This is a genomic window from Tumebacillus amylolyticus, assembly GCF_016722965.1.
In the GTDB taxonomy this organism is placed as follows: Bacteria; Bacillota; Bacilli; order Tumebacillales; family Tumebacillaceae; genus Tumebacillus; species Tumebacillus amylolyticus.
On record NZ_JAEQNB010000004.1, the window covers coordinates 311,918 to 327,758 of the forward strand.

Below are 15,841 nucleotides of genomic sequence, written 5' to 3' on the forward strand. Positions count from 1 at the left end.
TGAAAAAAGGACCCGTGCCGGTTCTGGCAGGGTCCTCTTCCTTCTTACTTCCGTAGAGGTTCGGTGTCGATGTGTTAAGGCCCGATCCTCAGAAACCGCTCATACTCGTGTAAGACGGCAACGAATTGTCGCCGTGGGGAGAGCTTTGGACGGATACTCCTGACTTTTTTGAGGGCTTGTTGATAGGGCAAGCAGTACAAGCGCATGTACAAGGCCGTCATGAAGTAACCAAGTCGGTTCCGACCGGCGATGTCGTGGACGTACACGGTGTAGCCTTGTGCCAGCCAAGCGACCGTCTGTTCCACATGGGGGACAAGTTCGTGTACGGAGGTGTGCCCTTTGTCAGCCAACTTGTAGTGCTGCATGAGCATCTGGGGGCACTGTGAGGGCGGGTGATCGGTTTTTTCGCGGATGTTGACGATCGCATCCACGTGCAAGTTTTGAAGCTGCTGCCACCCTTTTTCATCCGGGCGGGACCCTGCATACAGTTTGCCGGGGATGAATTCCGAGTAATTCATGTTCTCAATGTCCTTTCCTTTTTGAGTCGGATCATTTTTGTATATGCAGGGTTCGGTCGATTTGGGCAATATAAGTAGAAAGCCCTCGTTGTCTTATCGACACGAGGGCTTTTATGTTGCAAGCAAAGACCAACCGACAGGCTGGTCTTTTTCCAACGACTTGAGGGGTTCCGTTGCATTAGTAGCAACCGGAGATCGTGCACAAACAGGATCCCGTGTACTCTACCTTATCTGCAACATGGTCCATAGAGTTGGACGACTCTACCTTTACGTCAAGATCAAACATGTTTTCCATTGGGAAATCACCTCCTCAAGGGTTCTGATTGTCCAATGATGTGTCTCTCAGCTGTATAGGTGGGTGAAATCTGTTAATGCATTTGTGAAATTAACTTTGAATGTATTATATCACCGAAGTGAAATGATTTCAATAATGTGAAATTTAATAGATGTATGAACTCGACGGACTCGCAGAGGATTGCCTGATCAGCTAGTCGTGATCTACACGTTGTGAAACAACGAACAAACCCATACACCATTTCGGCTAAAACTTATATGTACATTGATTGAAAGCATTCCATAAAAAACATCACCAGTTCTGTACAGAACTGGTGATGACCCGTTTATACCGTTTGACAGAGCGACGAGGTAAACCAATTCGGTTCTTTCACCGAAGCGTCGTCGTTGGTACTCATAACTTGTACGTCGAGTTCGAACATTTTTTCCACTGGATCCAACCTCCTAAAGGTTCATAATGTCCACGGATGCCTATCTCAGTTGTTAAATCTAGGATAGCACAATTACTCATTTTGTTGCAATGGTGATTTAAAATTCAATTATTTTTCATTTAAAATTGTGGAGTGTAGCCGGATGGGGGAGATGGGAAAGGACCGGTTTTGCAATAAGGGTTATTCCAGACAGAAAAAAGCTCCCTTTTCTACTGGAAGGGGAGCTTCTTCGATATTACTTGGACAGCATCTTGTCGAGGTAGCGCAGGATCTCCTCGCGGTTCCCGGCCACTTGAGCGACTCGTTGCTCATCGAACTTGAGGCGCTCCAGCGCTTTTTCCAAAACTTCGTTCTCGATCGCCTGCGGAATGACCACAACACCATCCGCATCGCCCACGATAAGATCCCCTGGGCAAACGGAAACACCTCCACAAGAAATCGGAACGTTGAGTTCGCCCATCCCTGCTTTTCCACAGGCAGCCACAGTTGTACCCTTGCAAAAAACGGGGAAATTCAGCGCCTTGCACCCTCGCACATCGCGAATGGCGCCGTCGACGACGAGACCCGCGATGCCAAGAGTTTGCGCCATACCGAGGAGAAAGTCACCCGCAATCGCTCTGTATGCGTCACCTTTGACATCGACCACGAGGACATCGCCCGGTTGGGCGTCCCGAATGGCTTTGAGGAACAGCAGATTGTCACCAACAGGTAGTTTGACAGGGAATGCTCGGCCGATTACGGTCATGGTTTCGTCCAAAGGTTTGATGGAGGGATTGAGGTTGTTCAGGCCCTGCATGGCATCCGACAAACAGGTTGTCGGGATCTTTACGAATTTCTCCGCAAGACTCATGACGATTCACTCCTTGGTTTTGATTTGACTCAAGTATAGGTCACGCTACGTTTTTTGAGAAATAGCAAAATGTCATGCCTTACCATAGAAATAATCGATCATTGAATAAACAAACCTCTTCAAGTTGCAGGAAAAAACGCGTCAGAACTGAGTTCTGGCGCGCTTTTTTTGCAGAGGTTTGAATCTGTTTAGTTATGGATCACGCTCATGTCATCTACGTAGAACGTACCCGATGCGTTATCTGCTGATGCGCGGAGGACTGCATAGAGGCGGAATGTCGCCGTGTTCTCCGGGGTGGTAAAGGAGTTTGTCAATTGCACATATCCCGAAGTGGTCAAGTTGTTCACCATCAGCATGTAGCCAGGCTCGGCATTGTTGTCCGTTACCATCATATAGCTCGGGACGGTCACGCCGTATTTCACCGAGTTTGATTTGATAAAATGTCCATCGGCGTCGTAGAAATCGACGTAGAGTTGCACAAATGCATTGTTCAAGGACTCGATGTTGTACATGCCGCTGACGGTATAAGCTGTGTTGCCTTGTGCCGCAACAGCTTGGTAGATGTCGATCGCAGAGCCATTTGGAATACCGGAGCCCGAAATTTTTTGCGCGTACGTACCGGAATAGACAGGAGATGTGACGACAGCGAGATTCGGACTGGCACCTGTAGGTACATAGGGCGTCCAATTTTTTCCTACCTGCAGGCCGGGTGTGTCAGAAGCGGTGCCATTTTCAAAGCTCGGGTTGATCAGCAAGTTCGGGTCTGCAGCCTGAGGCGTCAACGAAATCGTGTTCGACGCTCCCGATTCGCCGCCCTCGTTCACGGCGGTAATGAAGTACGTGTAGGTGGTGCCATTGGTCAGACCGGCTTCGGTAAAAGTCGTGCTCGTCACGGGAGCCGTGTTAATTTTCACGCCGTCTCGGTAGACGTTGTAGCTCACCGCTCCTTGCGACTCTGTCCAGGTCAGTGTCGCTTGCTCATCCCCGGCTTGGCCTGTGAGGCCGACGGGAGCTGTCAATTGGTAAGTGCCGGTGATTTCGAGGTCATTCATGTTTTTCGAGTAGAACTGGTTTGTGTTGACCACAACGACTTTGGCTACGTTCTGGAAATTCAGCGGGGTGAACGCATTGACAGGCGGGTTGGACGTATTGTAGGTGCCCAACAGAGTCCCGGTCGTGTCATACAATTTCACCTGCAGATAAGGATTGTCGCTTGTGGAATTCAACCCCGTGACTTTGGCCGGGGCCGGCAGAACGAAGGTTTGAGTGCCGCTTGCCGGAAGGGATGTGTAGGTGGCGTTGTCGCCATCCGTCAAATTCGTCTCGCCCGTCGTCGAGGCATGGCCGCGAAGTAAGCCAGCCGGTGACTTCGGCAGGGCCGTCACGTAGCTCGGAACGCCCTCACCCGTTGCGGTGATCGGGGCGAGATAGAACGTGTAGGTATTGCCATTGATCACGTTGGTGTCGGTAAACGTCGTTCCCGTAATCGGGGTGGAGTTGACTTTGTTACTCGACTGGACTCCATTTCTGTACAGGTTGTACTCGGTGACGCCACTCAACGAATCCCATTGGAAGGACACTTGGGCGTTGCCTGGATTCGCCGCCAATCCGGTCGGGCTGACCTCGGAGTCCGGGGTGCCAAGGAGGTTGAGATCTTGCATGTTTTTAGGGTAGTACTGATTTGTGTTGACCACAACGACTTTGGCTACATGTTGGAGACTGAGTGAGGTGAACGCATTGATCGGGGGGTTGGATGGAGTGTAGGTACCAACCAGCGTCCCAGCCGTGTCATACAATTTCACCTGCATATAGGGATTGTCACTCGTTGCGTTCAGCCCCGTGACTTTTGCCGGAGTCGGCAGGAGGAAAGTTTCAGTGCCGCTTGCCGGGAGTGGCGTGTACGTGGCATTGTCGCCATCGGTCAAGTTCGTAACGCCCGTCGTCGAGGCAAGGCCGCGGAGCAAGCCAGCCGGTGACTTCGGCAGGGCCGTCACGTAGCTCGGAACGCCCTCACCTGTTGCGGTGATCGGAGCGAGGTAATAGGAGTAGGTATTGCCGTTGATCACGTTGGTGTCGGTAAACGTCGTTCCCGCAATCGGGGCCGTGTTGACTTTGTTGCTCGTCTGCATGCCGTTTCTGTACAGGTTGTACTCGGTGACACCAGCCAACGAATCCCATTGGAAGGACACTTGGGCGTTGCCGGGATTCGCCGTCAATCCGGTCGGACTGACTTCGGAGTCCGGGAGGCCTGTTATCTCGAGATCTAACATGTTTTTCGGGTAGTACTGGTTCGTATTGAACACAACGACTTTTGCCACGTGCTGGAGATTCAGTGCGGTGAACGCATTCACAGGCGGGTTGGACGGAGTGTAGGTGCCCACCACCGTCCCGGCCGTGTCATACAATTTCACCTGCATATAGGGATTGTCACTCGTTGCGTTCAGCCCCGTGACTTTTGCCGGAGTCGGCAGGAGAAAGGTTTGAGTGGTGCTGGCCGGGAGTGACGTGTAAGTGGCATTATCGCCATCGGTCAAGTTCGTGACGCCCGTCGTGGTTGCCATTCTCCGCAAGAGCCCTGGCGTCGATTTGGGCAGGAGCGACACCGGATTCGACTGGGCAGACGAGGTGCCCCCGACGATTGCGGACACCGTATAGGAATATGTCGTGCCATTGATGACCGTTTTGTCCACATAGGAGGTGTCTGGGATCGGTGTGCTGGTCAATTTTGTACCGTTTCGGTAAACATCGTACCCCGATGCGTTCGGGACGGATTCCCAAGTCAACGTGGCTTGAGCGTTGCCAGCTGTCCCGCTAAGCGTTACGGGTCCCGTCGCTGCATACGCGGTCGAGGCGGTCAACGGCACGATTATGTTTGCCGATACCAACAACAGTGCACTCAGAATGGCGATTCCGCTGCGCTTGATTTTTGTCCGAATGTGTTTCTGTTTTGCCATGTAGTCACATTCCCCCATGTAATCTATTTTCACGTAAACTAGAAACCATAATTTTCAAGTTTACGAGAAGGAGTATATCACGGGAAAATGGGAAAATCTATCAAATTTATATAGAATTTCATAGCCAAAAAAGGAGTTTCGACGAGAAATCCTTGCAAATGAGCGCGGTGGGTGAGATCGTGGTTCGAATCCTGCTAGTCCGACCATAAATTGAGAAGTGGTTGACATATAAAAAGCACCTCTTCAGGAAGAGGTGCAAGTTAAACAAAATGCTAGTTTTGAATCACGCTCAGGTCATCCACGTAGAACGTACCCGACGCGTTGGCTGCCGAAGCGCGGAGGACTGCGTAGAGGCGGAATGACGCCGTGTTCTCCGGGGTGGTAAAGGAGTTCGTCAACTTCACATAGCCCGGAGTGGTCAAGTTGTTCGCCATCAGCATGTAGCCAGGCTCGGCATTGTTGTCCGTCAACAGCATGTAACTCGGAGCGGTCACACCGTATTTCACGGAGTTTGATGTGATGAAGTGCCCATTGGCGTCGTAGAAATCGACGTAGAGTTGCACAAAGGCATTGTTTAAGCTTTCGATGTTATACATACCGCTGACCGTATAGGCTGTGTTCGGCAGTGCTGCAACGGATTGGTAGATATCGATGGCGGAACCGATGGGAATCCCGGTCCCCGAAACTTTTTGCGCGTACGTACCGGAATAGACAGGAGATGTGACGACAGCGAGATTCGGACTGGCACCTGTAGGTATATAGGGCGTCCAATTTTTACCTACCTGCAGGCCGGGTGTGTCAGAAGCGGTGCCATTTTCAAAGCTCGGGTTAATCAACAAATTCGAAGAGGGAGTCATCGGCATCAATGAAATCGTGTTCGACGCTCCAGATTCGCCGCTTGCGTTCACGGCGGTGACGTAATACGAGTAGGACGTGCCATTCGTCAGATTGGTGTCGACGAAGGTCGTGCTCGTCACTGGTGCCGTGTTGATTTGCAGGCCGTCACGGTAGACGTTGTAACTCATAGCCCCATTTGGCGCAGTCCAAGTCAGAGCGACCTGTGCATCCCCTGCCGTACCCGTCAAGTCGCTCGGGGCCACAGGGGTAGGTGTGTTTGACTCGGGGATTACATGTACCACATTGGAAGGTGTGGATTCCCCCGCATTGTTGAATGCAGTTATAAAGTACGCGTAGTCGGTCCCGTTCACAAGTCCTGTGTCAGAGAAGGTTGTGTCTGTGAGGGGAGACGTGTTCACCTTCACCCCGTCACGGAAAATGTTGTAACCCGTAGCGAACGCGGAAGTTGACCAAGTCAGGGTAGCTTGAGCATCCCCGGCTTTGCCAGTGAGGTCGACAGGCGCATTCGGGGGGTAAGTGTCCGGGGTGCCTGTCAGATCGAGATCATACATGTTGGCCGTAAACGAGAGAGAAGTATCCGTTACGACTACTTTAGCTACGTGTTGTACATTGAGAGCCGTGAAAGCATTGACCGGCGAGTTGGACGGTGCGTAGCTCCCCAACAGCGTACCTGCTTTGTCGTACAATTTGATCCGGATGTACGCCGCATTCCCATACGAGTTCAGTCCCGTTACGGTCGCCGGAGTAGGCAGGAGGTAGGTTTGGCTGGCGTTTTCGTTGAGGAGAAAGAACGTTGCATTGTCGCCGTCCGTCAATTTCGTTAAGCCCGTTGTGGACGCAAGCCCTCGCAGCAAACCGGCCGGTGACTTCGGCAAGGCTGAGACGGCGCTCACCAAGCCTTCACCTGATGGTGTGATCGGGGCGAGATAGTACGAGTAGGTGTTGCCATTGATGACGTTGGTGTCTGTAAATGAAGTATCCGTGATGGGGGAGGTGTTGATTTTGTTGCTCGGCTGTACCCCATTTTTGTACAAATTAAATTGAGTGACACCGGGCAGTGAGTCCCAAGCAAGAGAAACTTGGGCATTGCCGGGTGTTGCGGCAAAACCCGTTGGGATGGTATTGACATCCGGGGTGCCTGTCAGATCGAGATCATACATGTTGGCCGTAAACGAGAGAGAAGTATCCGTCACGACCACTTTAAAGACGTGTTGGAAATTGAGAGCCGTGAAGGCATTGACGGGCGCGCCGGACGGTGCGTAGCTCCCCACCAGCGTACCTGCTTTGTCGTACAATTTGATCCGAATGTACGACGCATTCCCATACGAGTTCAGTCCCGTTACGGTCGCCGGGGTAGGGAGGATGTAGGTTTGACTGGCGTTTTCGTTGAGGAGAGTGAACGTTGAATTGTCACCGTCCGTCAAGTTCGTCACGCCCGTGGTGGACGCAAGTCCGCGCAGCAACCCGGTTGGTGACTTCGGCAAGGCTGAGACGGCGCTCACCAAGCCTTCACCCGATGCTGTGATCGGGGCGAGATAGTACGAGTAGGTGTTGCCATTGATGACGTTGGTGTCTGTAAATGAAGTATCCGTGATGGGGGAGGTGTTGACTTTGTTGCTCGGCTGTACCCCATTTTTGTACAAATTAAATTGAGTGACACCGGGCAGTGAGTCCCAAGCAAGAGAAACTTGGGCATTGCCGGGAGTTGCGGCAAAACCCGTTGGGGTGGTATTGACATCCGGGGTGCCTGTCAGATCGAGATCATACATGTTGGCCGTAGACGAGAGAGAAGTATCCGTCACGACCACTTTAGAGACGTGTTGGAAATTGAGAGCCGTGAAGGCATTGACGGGCGCGCCGGACGGTGCGTAGCTCCCCACCAGCGTACCTGCTTTGTCGTACAATTTGATCCGAATGTACGACGCATTCCCATACGAGTTCAGTCCCGTTACGGTCGCCGGGGTAGGGAGGATGTAGGTTTGGCTGGCGTTTTCGTTGAGGAGAGTGAACGTTGAATTGTCACCGTCCGTCAAGTTCGTCACGCCTGTGGTGGACGCAAGTCCGCGCAAGAGCCCCGGTGCCGATTTCGGCAAGAGATTCACAGCGTTTGACGGGTCCGATGTCGTAGTCCCAATGATCGCCGAGACCGTGTAGGAATACTTCGTGCCATTGATAACCGTCGTGTCTATATAGGTGGTGTCAGTGACCGCTGTGCTTGTAAGTTTTGTACCGTTTCGGTAGACGTAGTACCCAGTTGCGTCTGTCACAGGTGCCCAATTCAACGTGACTTGTGCGTTGCCGGCCGTCCCGCTGAGCGTTACGGGTCCTGTCGCTGCATACGCAGTTGACGTGGAAACATCTACTGCTGTGTTTGCCGAAACCAACAGCAGTGCACTCAGCACAGCCAAGCCGCTTTGCCACACTTTTGATCGAACTTTTTTCCAATTTGCCATGAAATCACACTCCAACTGTAAGTCTATTGCTTACACAAAATTAAAATACAATATTTCCTAGATTTCCAAATGAGTATAACATGGATAAATCTAACATTCTAGATAATTGTTATAATTTTTTTATGTGAATAATTGCAAAACATTTGCGAGGCATTGTTGTCCGATTACCGTCATATTGCAATGCAAAATCTCGCTCCCATCCTTTTTTTCTGGGGAAGGAAAATCAAAAAGAAAAACTGCCTCACTCCGGGGAAAAGGAGGGGATCGACAACAAGAAGCAAATAAAATCGGCGAGAACTACATACGTTTTTGTTCACCTTGTTGTTGTTCGTCCCTTTTCTCAGTGATTGTTGGGATCGGTTGGAGATTGAGGAGCGAACGTACTCCATAAAATCGAACAATCAGCTTCCCAAGACGACACCAAGGCAATGATTGCGTTTATCAAAAAAACGCAAACGCAAGGATAAATGGGATGAAGTGTATCGAACGATGACCGTTGATGTGTCGGTCTCCCCTCGGATTCGCCGCGTCGGGATCACGGCTAGATGAGGGAACCAAAAAATATCTAGTCTTGATCCGACGGCCGTATCTTTTCAGCCGTCGAGTTCGTTTCTTATATAGAACGGGAACAAAGGGGGCGAAACGGTGTCAGTCCATCAATCCTTGCCTGTCGAACTTCAAATCGAACTTTGCGGTCCTGTGCTGCTTCGGTATTGTCAAAAGCTGACGGGGTCGCGTTGGGATGCCGAGGATTTGGTTCAAGATACGTTCTTGAAAGCATTGCCCCACTTGACGAGTCCGCATGAGAATCCACACGCGTTCTTGTTCCGCATTGCCAAGAACGCATGGATCGACAAGTGCCGCAAGCGCCGGAGAGCCAATGAATGTCTGCTCGCTGACGAGATGCTCGGAGATGCCACGACAAAAACCACAGGAGATGCGGTGGATTCCCCCGCAATCCTCGATGCCATGTCCAGACTGCTGCAAGCTCTCTCGCCGTTACAGGGCGCGGTGCTGCTGCTGCGCGACGTGTTCGAGTTCTCTAATCTGGAAGTCGCCAACCTCATCGGCACAACGGAAGGCGCCGTCAAATCGTCCCTTCACCGCGCGAGACGGAACCTTGAAAACCTCGCAACTCCTCAGGAAAAAGAAAACCTGCAAGCCCACAAATCCCTGCTCAACGCCTACCTCGAAGCCTTTCGCAACGCAGACGCCGCAGGGCTCGTGGCCCTGGCGCAGAACAACGTGATTCACCCCGTGCACGCTCTCAATACGCTCCGGGCGTTCACCCGCAAGCAAGACGCGCCCCAATCGCAACCGGCGCAAATGCTTCTCTGTGCTTGAGATCTCCAAATTCCCCGAACCTTTCTGGAGGTGGACTCAAATGAATTTGATGCCTTACGTAATCGAGCAGACGTCCCGCGGCGAGCGCAGTTACGACATTTTTTCCAGACTGTTGAAGGACCGCATCGTCCTCATCGGCTCCGCGATTGACGACCAACTGGCGAACTCCGTGATTGCCCAGTTGTTGTTCCTCGCGTCGGACGACCCGACCAAGGACATTCAGGTCTACATCAACTCCCCCGGTGGCTCGGTGACCGCCGGGTTTGCGATCTACGACACGATGAAGCTGATCAAACCGGATGTCTCCACCATTTGCGTCGGCATGGCAGCAAGTTTCGGCGCGGTGTTGTTGACGGCAGGGACCAAGGGCAAACGATTCGCGCTGCCCAACAGCGAAGTGATGATCCACCAACCGCTCATCAGCGGGGGAGGGATTCGCGGGCAGGCGTCCGACATCCAGATTCACGCCGATTGGATGCTGAAGTCCAAGGTCAAAATCAACGAAGTCCTTGCCGCCCACACAGGCCAGCCCATTGAGAAGATTGAAAAAGACACCGACCGCGATTATTTCCTCTCCGCCACGGAAGCCAAGGAGTACGGACTGATCGATGGTGTGCTTGTGTGAGAAAAACAGCCGACCCCGAAAGTGGGTCGGCTGTTTTTTCATTTTTCATTGTGTTATCATTTTTATATAAATTCAGGATTCAATAGGAGATGCTATGAGAACACCTACCAGCAATTCCAAACCTACTTCAACGGCTTCGGAGCAGGTACGTCGTTCCAACTCTCGTACTTCACAACCGACGCTGCAGCAACAGCGCCTCTTGCAGATGCAAAAAAAGATGGGAAACCAAGCGGTGACCCAATATCTGGTGGCGCAGATGAATGTAACGGAAACGATCAAGAAAATTGCCGATACGATAAAAGTCCCTGCGACAATCGCTGCGATTGCCCTCTACTACAGTGTGCCGGCGTACCTGGTGAGCTCTCTGCTGCTGGGAGTAGGACCCTGGATGGTCGGGACGATCATCCGCAAACTCGAACAGTATGCAAGCGATGGCTCCCAATCTGATGAAGAAGTAGAGGAAGAACAGCAAGAAGAGCAACAAGAAGAACCGGAACAAGCCGCTCCACTCGATGTACTGGACAAGCGCAAGCAAGCCTTGGAGGATGAAATCAAGAAGAGTCTCGCGTACCAATCGGAATATTCCGAACAACCTCAGCGTGTAGAACGGATTACGCCGGAGTTGCAAGCGCTCTTGGCCCAAGGCGTTGTGATGCCCGTGGGGGACGAGGAATTCGGCCAAAAGGGAATTCTCGGTGTGAATCAGGCTGTCAATGTAGTCGGATTGCTGTTGGGGATGGAAGAGAGTGATTATCAACACGTGATCAGCCAGATTTCCATAGATCTGGAAGACCGTTCCGCGACGGTCAACAGTCTGCTGATCCTCAAAGCTTACAGCGCCCGCAAAAACAAACTCGAAGGAAACAGCGTCGAGGACCGCAGCAAAGCCCAAGCGGAAATCAACACATTTGCAGAAGCTATTGAAGAAACAGACCCCGACGAACTCCTCAAACAAACCACGTTGCGCGATACGAGCGAAGGCATGGTCGGCTTGCAACAGAGGTTCATCAACACGTGCGGCGCCACATCGCTGCAAGTGCTGCGCGGGGAGGAGGACCCCATTTATGCGCATTCGATAAAAACGGAGGAGAACAACTTTGAGGAGAATCCTCTGCACTTCGGAACCCGCGCGGCCCAAGAGCAGTTAGAGTTGGTGGACACGAAACAGGGAGACCCCATCGCTCCACTTTTCCTCATGTATGTGTTACAAACCCAAATTCTACCCTTGTTGGAGTCCTCGACGAAAGGGGTACAACAACAAGCAGAGAATTTTGTAAAATGGCTTAATAATGAGAAATGCAATTCGAAAAGCAGCTTTTTTGCATCGTTTGCGAAAACAACGGGAGTCCCGGTTGTATTCCAAAACATGATCAAACAAGCCTATCCATTCGCGGCAACGGGGATGAACGTCCGTCAGACGTTTGAGAAATCGAACCAAGTCGCCCGAGAAACATCCTCCGATACGTATCAAGACCACCAATATTACGGGTTTGGCTCGGAGGAAGCAACACCGCCTTCCGCAGACGATCTTGAGGAATTCAACCGCGCACTGATTCTTGGACGATCCGTTCCGGTCGCCTGCATCTACAAAAGCGAAGAGGAGCAAGAAGATGACGGATCGTCTGAACCGGGCCATGAAATGATCTTTGTCGATATCCGCAGCACGGAGAGCGAAGAAAGCAACGAGTATGAATACCTGCTCTACGAGCCGACCCGAGGCAAGTCCTACTGGATTTCATCCGATGATTTGAAAAAAGGGGAAATCAACCTCCCGGATGCAAAGCCGTCCATCATCTCCCAACTTCTACTTTAAAAAAAAGCGTCAGACCCTCAGGTCTGACGCCTTTTCTACCTTCATTTCAACCCGGCCAGGTAAGCCGCATACCGGAGCGAGTTCCGCGCCACATCCAGCTCCAAGTAAAAAATCGGAGGGACGCCCGGCTTCCAGTTGATTTCGTAGATCCAGATCGACTTGTCGACGTCGACTCCGATGTCAATCCCGAGTTCGTCAAAAGACTCTTGGTAGATTTCATCCATGTGACGAGCCAGTTGCACTCCGAATTTTTCGAGCGTCCGCTGCATGTCGTAGGCGTTTTCTCCATACTCCGTTTCACAGAAAAACTTAGTGATCGTCGTGTACCCGCCCCCGCTTAGATTCGCGATAAAACTGCCCGGAGGCGCGATGCGCGGGTAGAGGCAGGTGTTGACCCACCTGCCGTCGCCGTTTTTTTGCACATGAATGCGAAAGTCGTACGCTTGACCCGATTGCGTTCGCGTGACGATGAACTTTTGGATGATATGGGGAATTTCCGCCAGCCGTTCTTGTAAAAAGTTGACCATCTCTTCTTTGGTATACAAGTTCGTCATCTCGAGATCTTTGACCATCCAACTTCCCAGTTGTCGCTTGATTTCGACGACACCGTTCCCTTGATGTCCCCAGACGGGTTTGAACACACAGTGTCCGTTCTGTTTGACGAAATCGAGGACTTCCTTCGGTTGGGTGCATTCCAGCGAGGGAATGAGGTACTTATCAAAGACCTTTCCATCACGCAAGCGTTCGTAGACGGTCATTTTGTCACCGATGGAGTGTGCGGTGAAAGGAATACTTTCGCGCAAGGTCTCGACGATGTGTTCACCGGCTTCAGAACTGGGGTAGGAGTCGTTGTAGATCACATCGGGAAACGGCGTTGTTTGCGACACCCATTGGCCGTCTTGGTAGAACAGCCCTTCGATCGTGCGATTCTTCAAATCGACGCGTCCCGGTGTGAAATAGAAAAAGTTGTAGCCTTCCCCTTTGGCGACGACAGCAAAGGCAAACAATTTTTTAATCTTCGCTGGGTTTTTTCGCGTGCCTAAGAACCCGATTCTCATGTGCTCACCTCTCGTATACTTCAAATTGGATGTGAGCGCCGGCGTTGATTGCATTTTGTTTGGCTTCTTCAGCCGTTTCTCCGGTGGCGATGACATAGGCATAGCGATGCCCCATCGATTCCGGTTCGTAGAGCATCTGCCCTTTGCGAGGTTTGACGAAAACCTCGAGAACACCCGGCATCGCGGACGCTTTGCGTCGTCCTGTCACGCGTTCCAAGCGACCGGTTTCTTCGACAGTGATGTAGTGTGTGTAGATATGACGCTCGATGCGGTGACTGAGGTCGATCTTGAGACCCAGCAGGAGTTTGAGCGTTTCTTCGACCAGCGAAGTGCCAAACGCAGCTTCGATCATCGCGTTCATGGCGCCGCCGGAAATGCGCGGGTTGATCTCGATCAACTTCCATTGACCTTCACAGAGCCGCATCTCCAAGTGGCAGGGACCTCTCTCCAGACCGACCGTCGTGATGATATCGGTGACCGCTTCAACGAGCGAAAACGCAAATTCCGCATCGTGTGTGGGCATGACCGAGTAGCCGGTGATGATGAAGCGCGACCCGGTTGTGATGTCTTGCTCGATGACGGCTGCGATGTGGACCACACCGTCCTCCACGAGAGCCTCGACTAAATACTGCGGGCCGTCCACCACTTCTTCAAACAGAATGGGGTCCCCCGGGTACCTTTTTTGCAGACGGTGCGTTTCTCTGACCAGTTGGTTGTAGTTGTTGACTTTGATGACGTCTTTGGAGCCGGTTGAGTTGGGGTTTTTGATGATGAGCGGGAGTTGGTTTTCCAGTTCGGTGAGGAACGAGAGAATGTCTTCTGAATTTTCCAGGGTGGAGAACGCAAGGCCGTAGGGGGTATCTCGAAGGGCTTCACGCGTTTTGATTTTGTTTTCCATCACGGGAATGGCTTCCACGCTCTGGGTTGATTCGGTACATTCAAGATTGAGCAACGCAGCGGCATGAACGCGGCGTTCGACGAAACTGACGACCAGTTCAATCTTGAAGCCTTGCTCTTGGAGGTCACGGAGTTGTTTGCGCAAATCCTCCATGTCGTTCAAGTTTTTGTAGATCATGCGGTGGACATCCGGGAATTCCTGTCGTTTCGTCAAGAAACTTTGCCTGTCGGTGATGAGGATCGTCACATACCCGAGCCGGTCTGCTGCTCGGATGGCTTCACGACTCGAACCTGACTTATTCGAATCCAGAAAGACAATCGCCTTCAATAGAATTCCTCCTTTTTTTTGCAAAGTATGAGGGCTTGGAGGAATTTGAAACGTATAGAAGCCTAGTAGAAGTCCAAGTAGGGGAAACGGGCGTCATTTGACACCCTGGAAAGACTCCGTGGCTGGTGGACGACCGACTGCGATGTCAACCCGGAGGTCGGCGGCGTTCATTCCTTCCGCTTCGAAGGCGTTCTCTTCAACTCATGCAAGTCACCTTATCCTTGAACCGAAACTCGGCGGTCGCTTCTACGGGGACTGGGGCAACGGAGAAGACGCAATCTGGGGAACGGTCTATACACCTACCTCCTCGAAGACCAAGGTTCCTCAACTGTTCTCAAACTCTCCCACCAAGCATCCGGGCTCCTCGACCCGGAATGAGAACCAAAAGCAACTCTCAAAAAGCACACCCTCTGCGGTGTGCTTTTGTTTTTCACTATTTTTTAGAAGAGGAGATCCAGTGGTAGAACAGGAGGGTCAAGCTCTGGGAGGCTAGGTAGATACAGAAGGAAAAAGGGAGGAGGTACCCGTTCTTGTAGACGATCACGTGGAAGCAGTCCATGATCCATTCGATTCCTACGCCCACGAATGACCAGCCGACAATATAGAGCACCGTCCATCGCCCGCGTATCTTCCACAACTCATACAAATAGATGAAAAAATACCCAAACGGCGCATAGAAAAAGTACGAAGCCAAGTCCATGATGCAATATCGCGGGGAATCGTTCACATCGTAGTAATCGAACAGACCGCCCCCGAACGTGAAATCATAGAACTTTGACACCGTAAACGCCCATGTGCAAAGCAACAGGGTAGTTGACGACGGCAATCGCTTGGGAATCAGCCAAAGTGCGAGGTACACCAACACGACTCCGCAGACGAGAAACCATTCATTCCCGTCCCACTTCTCAATCGCAAACACTTTCACGCAGCTCTCACCTCTTGCTTGGAAAAGGCTCTGCGGTATCCTTTCAAAAGCAACCAGCCGAGCAACAGATAGAGGTAGTACGTCACCAAACTCTCGGCCATGTTCCAATGAGGGAACGTGAACGAGTTGAAGTAGAGGCACATGGCTTCAATCCCCCACATCACCAACCCGTACCCGATGAGAAAGGAGGCTCGGACCCAAAATCTACGGTAGAGCAGCAGGAAGTTGACGCACATCGTGGGCAGCAGGGGAACGAGGACGCTGCGATGAAGGAGGTACCCCAGATATTCGACCGGTTGCTTGGCAAACGCGATTTTACCCATCTCATAACCGACGATCCAAGAGACGCTGATGTTCACGCTCAAGATGCACATGAACAAAAACGCACCTTCCCGCCGATTCAACGCCTTTGGAGAGGTAATCAGGTAGGCGAGCAACAACCAACTGATGCAAAAAAGGATTGCAATCACCATCGAAACCCTTCTCCCTCCCA

13 protein-coding genes are annotated in these 15,841 nt (G+C 51.7%); 3 read left to right on the forward strand and 10 right to left on the reverse strand.

Going from position 1 to position 15,841, the window contains the following annotated elements:
* Positions 1–74 precede the first annotated feature (74 nt).
* The 6 genes from JJB07_RS14385 to JJB07_RS14410 form a co-directional block, all read right to left on the reverse strand.
* Entirely contained in the window at positions 75–518 is a 444-nt protein-coding gene (locus JJB07_RS14385) for a protein-tyrosine phosphatase family protein (RefSeq protein ID WP_201636211.1), read from the reverse strand.
* 178 nt (positions 519–696) lie between these two features.
* The gene (locus tag JJB07_RS24520; RefSeq protein ID WP_201636213.1) at positions 697–813 is read right to left on the reverse strand and encodes an FDLD family class I lanthipeptide; all 117 of its coding nucleotides are present in this window, start codon (positions 811–813) and stop codon (positions 697–699) included.
* A gap of 325 nt (positions 814–1,138) precedes the next feature.
* Complete coding sequence (locus JJB07_RS14395) at positions 1,139–1,234, reverse strand: FDLD family class I lanthipeptide (RefSeq protein WP_236588120.1); 96 nt, start codon at positions 1,232–1,234, stop codon at positions 1,139–1,141.
* A 244-nt stretch (positions 1,235–1,478) separates the two neighbouring features.
* Positions 1,479–2,093, reverse strand: a complete 615-nt coding sequence (locus tag JJB07_RS14400) for an RraA family protein (protein ID WP_201636217.1) — start codon at positions 2,091–2,093, stop codon at positions 1,479–1,481.
* 188 nt (positions 2,094–2,281) lie between these two features.
* A complete protein-coding gene (locus JJB07_RS14405; RefSeq protein ID WP_201636219.1) occupies positions 2,282–5,047 on the reverse strand; it encodes a rhamnogalacturonan endolyase family protein in 2,766 nt (921 codons plus the stop codon).
* 272 nt (positions 5,048–5,319) lie between these two features.
* On the reverse strand, positions 5,320–8,358 hold the full coding sequence (locus tag JJB07_RS14410; protein WP_201636221.1) for a rhamnogalacturonan endolyase family protein: 3,039 nt from the start codon (positions 8,356–8,358) through the stop codon (positions 5,320–5,322).
* A gap of 645 nt (positions 8,359–9,003) precedes the next feature.
* Between JJB07_RS14410 and JJB07_RS14415 the strand changes: the two genes are divergently transcribed.
* From JJB07_RS14415 to JJB07_RS14425, 3 genes are all read left to right on the forward strand, one after another.
* On the forward strand, positions 9,004–9,702 hold the full coding sequence (locus JJB07_RS14415) for a sigma-70 family RNA polymerase sigma factor (RefSeq protein ID WP_201636223.1): 699 nt from the start codon (positions 9,004–9,006) through the stop codon (positions 9,700–9,702).
* Positions 9,703–9,742: 40 nt separating this feature from the next.
* Positions 9,743–10,327 (forward strand): ATP-dependent Clp endopeptidase proteolytic subunit ClpP, encoded by a 585-nt coding sequence (gene clpP, locus JJB07_RS14420; protein WP_201636225.1) that lies wholly within the window; start codon positions 9,743–9,745, stop codon positions 10,325–10,327.
* 94 nt (positions 10,328–10,421) lie between these two features.
* On the forward strand, positions 10,422–12,140 hold the full coding sequence (locus tag JJB07_RS14425; RefSeq protein WP_201636227.1) for a hypothetical protein: 1,719 nt from the start codon (positions 10,422–10,424) through the stop codon (positions 12,138–12,140).
* Between the two features lie 41 nt (positions 12,141–12,181).
* Here the strand turns inward: JJB07_RS14425 and JJB07_RS14430 are convergent, their stop codons facing one another.
* The 4 genes from JJB07_RS14430 to JJB07_RS14445 all read right to left on the reverse strand — a co-directional run bounded on the left by JJB07_RS14430 (position 12,182) and on the right by JJB07_RS14445 (position 15,821).
* The gene (locus JJB07_RS14430) at positions 12,182–13,198 is read right to left on the reverse strand and encodes a YheC/YheD family endospore coat-associated protein (protein WP_201636229.1); all 1,017 of its coding nucleotides are present in this window, start codon (positions 13,196–13,198) and stop codon (positions 12,182–12,184) included.
* Positions 13,199–13,202: 4 nt separating this feature from the next.
* Positions 13,203–14,423 carry an ATP-grasp domain-containing protein gene (locus tag JJB07_RS14435; protein WP_201636231.1) on the reverse strand — a complete coding sequence of 407 codons (1,221 nt, stop codon included), beginning with the start codon at positions 14,421–14,423 and terminating at the stop codon, positions 13,203–13,205.
* A gap of 433 nt (positions 14,424–14,856) precedes the next feature.
* Entirely contained in the window at positions 14,857–15,348 is a 492-nt protein-coding gene (locus JJB07_RS14440; protein ID WP_201636233.1) for a hypothetical protein, read from the reverse strand.
* Positions 15,345–15,821 carry a hypothetical protein gene (locus JJB07_RS14445; RefSeq protein ID WP_201636235.1) on the reverse strand — a complete coding sequence of 159 codons (477 nt, stop codon included), beginning with the start codon at positions 15,819–15,821 and terminating at the stop codon, positions 15,345–15,347. Before JJB07_RS14445 ends, JJB07_RS14440 begins: the two co-directional genes overlap by 4 nt.
* Positions 15,822–15,841 lie beyond the last annotated feature (20 nt).

Bases quoted from the DNA above. Each gene is read 5' to 3' on its own strand.
- JJB07_RS14445 (WP_201636235.1), bottom strand. From the start codon at position 15,821: ATGGTGATTGCAATCCTTTTTTGCATCAGTTGGTTGTTGCTCGCCTAC.
- JJB07_RS14385 (WP_201636211.1), bottom strand. From the start codon at position 518: ATGAATTACTCGGAATTCATCCCCGGCAAACTGTATGCAGGGTCCCGC.
- clpP (WP_201636225.1), top strand. From the start codon at position 9,743: ATGAATTTGATGCCTTACGTAATCGAGCAGACGTCCCGCGGCGAGCGC.
- JJB07_RS14400 (WP_201636217.1), bottom strand. From the start codon at position 2,093: ATGAGTCTTGCGGAGAAATTCGTAAAGATCCCGACAACCTGTTTGTCG.
- JJB07_RS24520 (WP_201636213.1), bottom strand. From the start codon at position 813: ATGGAAAACATGTTTGATCTTGACGTAAAGGTAGAGTCGTCCAACTCT.
- JJB07_RS14425 (WP_201636227.1), top strand. From the start codon at position 10,422: ATGAGAACACCTACCAGCAATTCCAAACCTACTTCAACGGCTTCGGAG.
- JJB07_RS14430 (WP_201636229.1), bottom strand. From the start codon at position 13,198: ATGAGAATCGGGTTCTTAGGCACGCGAAAAAACCCAGCGAAGATTAAA.
- JJB07_RS14405 (WP_201636219.1), bottom strand. From the start codon at position 5,047: ATGGCAAAACAGAAACACATTCGGACAAAAATCAAGCGCAGCGGAATC.
- JJB07_RS14410 (WP_201636221.1), bottom strand. From the start codon at position 8,358: ATGGCAAATTGGAAAAAAGTTCGATCAAAAGTGTGGCAAAGCGGCTTG.
- JJB07_RS14395 (WP_236588120.1), bottom strand. From the start codon at position 1,234: ATGTTCGAACTCGACGTACAAGTTATGAGTACCAACGACGACGCTTCG.